The organism is Pseudomonas sp. K5002 (assembly GCF_013386655.1).
GTDB lineage: Bacteria > Pseudomonadota > Gammaproteobacteria > Pseudomonadales > Pseudomonadaceae > Aquipseudomonas.
In genome coordinates this window covers 1-5307 of the sequence record NZ_JACARK010000236.1, presented here as the reverse complement: position 1 = coordinate 5307, position 5307 = coordinate 1, and the positions used below count along the sequence as shown (strand labels likewise).

Here is a 5307-nt window from a genome sequence, read left to right as displayed (position 1 = left end):
ACGTCGGCATCGCCCACAAGGCCGGCGCCACCATCGGCATGGCCATGACCGAGAAACAGGGTGGCACCGACGTGCGCGCCAACACCACACGCGCTTACCCGGTGGGCGCCGGCGGCCCGGGCCAGGCGTATGAGCTGGTGGGGCACAAGTGGTTCTGCTCCGCGCCGATGTGCGATGGCTTCCTCACCCTGGCCCAGACCGACAAGGGCCTGACCTGTTTCCTGCTGCCCCGGCACCGCCCGGATGACACCCGCAACGAGTTCTACATCCAGCGCCTGAAAAACAAGCTCGGCAACTGCTCCAACGCTTCCAGCGAAGTGGAGTTTCGTGGCGCGCTGGCCTGGATGATCGGTGAAGAAGGGCGCGGCGTACCGACCATCATCGAGATGGTGGCGATGACCCGCTTCGATTGCATGGTCGGCTCCAGCGCCCTGATGCGCCAGGCGCTGACCCAGGCCAGCCATCATTGCGCTCACCGCCTGGTAGGTGGCCGGGTGCTCAGCGAGCAACCGTTGATGCAGAACGTACTGGCCGACCTGGCCCTGGAAAGCGAGGCGTCCCTGGCCTTGAGCATGCGCATGGGGCGCGCGCTGGACCACCTGGATAACGAACAGGAAGCCAAATTCGCCCGGCTGGTGACGGCGGTGGGCAAGTACTGGATCTGCAAGCGCGCGCCCGCGATGATCAACGAAGCCGCCGAGTGCATGGGCGGTGCGGGGTATGTCGAGGACAGTATCCTGCCGCGCTTGTACCGTGAGGCGCCGGTCAACTCGACGTGGGAAGGTTCCGGCAATGTGCAGTGCCTGGATGTGCTGCGGGCCCTGTCCAAAGAACCGGGCGTATTGGAGGCGCTGTTTGTCGAGCTGGGGGATGGTCATGGCCACAAGCACCTGGCGCGGCATATCGAGCAGTTGAAGTCGGCGTTCATGGACACCCAGGACATCCAATACCGTGCCCGGCAATTGACCGAGGACATCGCGGTGGCGTTGCAGGCCAAGCTGCTGCTGGAGGCGGGCAATGCCAGTGTGAGTGATGGCTTTATCGCCAGCCGACTGGGTGAGTCGTCGGGCCGGGTCTATGGCACCTTGCCGCGGGGTGTGGATGTGGAGGCAATCGTCGCCCGGTCGACACCTCAAATCCTCTGAATGAATGCGGGCAAAATGTGCGAGCGGGCTTGCTCGCGAAGGCGGTGGATCAGCCAATACATGTGCTGACCTACCGCATTCGCGAGCAAGTCGAATCGTCGCACCGCCGCTCCCACATTATTGATCGCATTCCAATTCCGGTGTTCCAGTGCGCCAGGGATACAGGCAAGATGAAGGCCTGCAAGTCAGAACACAGGATGCTTACCGTGACCGAAGCTTTTGTTGTCGTTCAAACCGCCGAAGAAGCCGTGGATCGGCTGGCGGCTCTCCATGAACGTGCCACTGGCGCGCTCAATCAAGCCCTCAAGCGCTACCTCAAAGACCGCGTCGAACCCGACGCTGAACAACGTGCGATGTTTCGCTACCCGGAACTTCGCCTGACCTACCTGGTGCAGGGCGAAGTCCCACAGACCACCCGGGCGTATGCCAAGGTTCAGTTGCCGGGGACCTACAGCGTTACCGTCACCCATCCGTCGGCCTTCCGCAAATACCTGCTGGAGCAACTGGTGCCGTTGATGCACGACTTCACCGTGACGGTGGAAGTGGGCGTCAGCCAGCAGAACATTCCCTACCCGTACGTGGTGGAGCAGGGTGACGAACTGGCCGGCTCCGGTGTAACTGCCGCCACGCTGGCGCGGGTGTTCCCGAGTACCGACCTGTCTGCCGCCACCGATGGCATCGCCGACGGCCTGTACGACTGGGAAAACACCGACCCGCTGCCATTGGCGTTGTTCGATGCCGCCCGTGTCGACTTTTCCCTGCGCCGCCTGGTGCACTACACCGGCAGCGACTGGCGCCATGTGCAGCCGTGGATTTTGCTGACCAACTACCACCGCTACGTTGACCAGTTCATCGTGCATGGCCTGGAACAGTTGCGCAGCGACCCGCGCTTTATCCGCATGGTGCTGCCGGGCAATGTGATCATCGACAAGAGCATGGACCACGGCGAAGCGTCTGCCATTGCTGCCGGCGTGGTCTGGCACCGTTATCAGATGCCGGCTTACCACTTGCAGGCGAGCGACGGCCATGGTGTGACCCTGGTGAACATCGGCGTCGGCCCGTCCAATGCCAAGAACATCACCGACCACCTCGCCGTATTGCGTCCGCATTGCTGGCTGATGATTGGTCACTGCGGCGGGCTGCGCCAATCCCAGACCATCGGTGACTACGTGCTGGCTCACGCCTACATGCGTCGCGACGGGATTCTCGACCGGGTAGTGCCGCCGAACATTCCGATCCCGGCCCTGGCCGAAGTGCAGATGGCCTTGCAGCAAGCCGCGGCCAACGTCACCGGCGAGAAAGGCGAAGAGCTGAAAAAGCGCCTGCGCACCGGCACCGTGCTGACCTACGACGACCGCAACTGGGAGCTGCGCTGGGCCCAGGAACGTCCGCTGATCAACCTGTCCCGCGCCGTGGCCGTGGACATGGAAAGCGGTACCATCGCCGCCCAGGGCTACCGCCTGCGGGTGCCGTACGGCACGTTGCTGTGTGTCTCGGATAAACCGCTGCACAGCGAGATCAAGCTGCCGGGATCGGCCAACGCGTTCTATGAGCGTGCGGTCAGCCAGCACTTGAAGATCGGCATCGAGGCGGTGGATCTGTTGCGCACCGAACTCAACTCGCTGCACTCGCGCAAACTGCGCAGCTTCGACGAGCCGCCGTTCCGCTAAACGGTTGGGATGGTTATTTAACGGTCAGGCCACTAGCATTGTCGGTCCTGACCGTTAGATGTTCCTTTGCCATGTCCCGTCCTGCCCGTCCTGTTTCCCGCCGCCCCGGTGTGAAAAGTCCGCAAACTTCGTCAGCCCCGCGTCGTGTCGCCAAGGCGCCACCGGCCGAGCCCAAGTTGATCCTGTTCAATAAACCCTTCGATGTGCTGACCCAGTTCAGCGATGAAGGCGGGCGGGCGACCCTCAAGGATTTCATCGACATCCCCGGCATTTACCCGGCCGGGCGCCTGGACCGTGACAGTGAAGGCCTATTGCTGCTGACCAACGACGGCCAATTGCAGGCGCGCATCGCGGACCCCAAGCACAAATTAGCCAAAACCTATTGGGTGCAGGTGGAAGGCGAGCCGACCGAGGAACAGCTGCAACGCCTGCGCGACGGTGTGGAGCTCAACGACGGCATGACCCTGCCCGCCGAAGCCCGGCAACTGGACGAGCCACAACTATGGCCACGCAATCCGCCGGTGCGGTTTCGCAAAAGCGTGCCGACCCATTGGCTGGAGTTGGTGATTCGTGAAGGGCGTAACCGCCAGGTGCGGCGCATGACGGCCGCCGTAGGCTTGCCGACGTTGCGTCTGGTGCGGGTGCGGATTGGTGACTGGTCAATCGACGGCCTGGACCAAGGCCAATGGAAAGAAGTGCCGGCGCGCTTATAAGGCGCCGGACTCGATCAGGCCGATCACCACGCTCTTGATGATGAACGCGGCAACGCCCAGGCCCAGCACGAAGAACAGGATCATCGAGCCAAAGCGCCCGGCCTTGGATTTCTTCGCCAGGTCCCAGACGATAAAGCCCATGAAAATGATCAGGATGCTGACCAGGCCGGTCATCATCCATTCTTCAAACACGGCGGGATCAATCGAGTTCATCGGGTCGTTTCCGGCTGGGGCAGGGCGCCGATTATACGCCAGGGCAATCGGCGCGACATTGACCTGCGTCGGTCTGCCGCAGACTTACCACCCTGCGGGAACACAGTCAAAATGTGGGAGCGGGCTTGCTCGCGAATGCGGAGGATCAGTCAGCACATTCGGTGCCTGGCACACCGCATTCGCGAGCAAGCCCGCTCCCACATTTGTTCCGCGCTGGTCTTAAGTGCGCAGGTGGGTCAGCGGCAGCTCGGTGCTGTTGAGCACCTGGTTCAGCACAAAGCTTGAGCGCACGCTGGTGACGCCTTCGATGCGCGTCAGGTGGCCCAGCAGCAGCTTCTGGTAGTGATCCATGTCTGGCACCACCACTTTCAGCTGATAGTCGGCGTCCATCCCGGTCACCAGGCTGCATTCCAGCACTTGCGGCAAGGTGCGGATGGCCGCTTCGAAGTTCTCGAAACGTTCGGGGGTGTGTCGGTCCATGCCGATCAGCACGTAGGCCGTGAGACTCAGGCCGAGCATCTTGCGGTCGAGCAAGGCGACCTGGCGGGCGATGTAGCCGTCGTCTTCGAGTTGCTTGACCCGGCGTGAGCACGGCGAAGGCGACAGGCCGATGCGCTCGGCCAACTCCTGGTTGGAGATCCTCGCGTCGCGCTGCAATTCCGCCAAAATACTCAGGTCGTATCGGTCAAGTTTGCTCATGGGGCTGGCCTTTGTCGTAACTATTGCGGTGAATTATCTATCCAGGGTTAAAAATTGCGCAAGCACTGTTTATTGACGCAATCTTCGCAATCATCTGCCCGAGGCCGAGGCGTAGAGTTATCAACAGAATCACTGCCCGGACATACAGTCCACTGCAGCCCGCCAATAAGGCCGGCTGCGGCCGCCAACCCCACAGGGTTGCCCCGGCCCCCGGGCTGCACACTGTCCACAAGACGGCGTGAGGTGAGCCAACGTCAAAAGCGTTGAGCCAGGACGAAGTTCTCAAGGGGCGACCGACGGGTCGCCCCTTTTTATTGCCTGCGAAAATACTTCTCGTGACTGATAACCTCTCGCAGAACCGGGCCCCGGTTTTCCAGTCTTACGTGTAGGCCCTAATCCGCAGTGAGGAATAGCATGAAGCGCATCTGGCGTTTGGCAGGTGTTGGTTTGCTGATGATGAGCGTTGGTGCGCAAGTGATGGCCGACGACCCGCCACGCCAGGAAGGCGGTGGTCAGCATGAAAGAGGCCCGGAAGGGCATCCAGGCAATAATCAGCCTCGGCCGCAGAACAACCAACCGCGACCACAAAATAATCAACCGCGTCCTGAAGCCCCTCGGCCCGAGAACAATCAGCCGCGTCCGCAGAATCAGCATTTCGAAAACAATCAGCCACGGCCGCAGAACCAGAATGTCGAGCGCCCGAATGGGGGTGGCCAGTGGCAAGGTCGTCCACAAGGCAACCAGCAGCAACCGCCGCACCCGGCGCCGCAGCCGGCCAATAACCTGCCGATCCAGGGTCGCCCGGATACCGTGCGCCAGACCCAGGAACCGCGTCAGGGCAATTACCAGGACATCCCGCGTCGCAAC

5 protein-coding genes and 1 pseudogene are annotated in these 5307 nt (G+C 61.9%); 4 read left to right on the top strand and 2 right to left on the bottom strand.

Annotated features, from left to right (window positions below; translation table 11 throughout):
- From HX846_RS12590 to HX846_RS12580, 3 genes are all read left to right on the top strand, one after another.
- A partial coding sequence (locus tag HX846_RS12590; protein ID WP_178965480.1) for an acyl-CoA dehydrogenase family protein occupies positions 1-1145 on the top strand: 1145 nt, incomplete at its 5' end.
- A 170-nt stretch (positions 1146-1315) separates the two neighbouring features.
- Entirely contained in the window at positions 1316-2815 is a 1500-nt protein-coding gene (gene amn, locus HX846_RS12585) for an AMP nucleosidase (protein ID WP_172834544.1), read from the top strand.
- Positions 2816-2886: 71 nt separating this feature from the next.
- Positions 2887-3528 (top strand): pseudouridine synthase, encoded by a 642-nt coding sequence (locus HX846_RS12580; protein ID WP_029616066.1) that lies wholly within the window; start codon positions 2887-2889, stop codon positions 3526-3528.
- On the opposite strand, the gene HX846_RS12575 is transcribed toward HX846_RS12580, so the two are convergent.
- Together HX846_RS12575 and HX846_RS12570 are read right to left on the bottom strand one after the other, a co-directional pair.
- Positions 3523-3732: a DUF2788 domain-containing protein gene (locus HX846_RS12575; protein WP_026077819.1), complete on the bottom strand. Its 210-nt coding sequence runs from the start codon at positions 3730-3732 to the stop codon at positions 3523-3525. The genes HX846_RS12580 and HX846_RS12575 overlap by 6 nt on opposite strands.
- 228 nt (positions 3733-3960) lie before the next feature.
- Positions 3961-4440 (bottom strand): Lrp/AsnC family transcriptional regulator, encoded by a 480-nt coding sequence (locus HX846_RS12570; protein ID WP_003194418.1) that lies wholly within the window; start codon positions 4438-4440, stop codon positions 3961-3963.
- 414 nt (positions 4441-4854) lie between these two features.
- Between HX846_RS12570 and HX846_RS12565 the strand changes: the two are divergent.
- Positions 4855-5307 (top strand): annotated as a pseudogene (locus tag HX846_RS12565) (glycine zipper family protein); the annotation flags it as partial.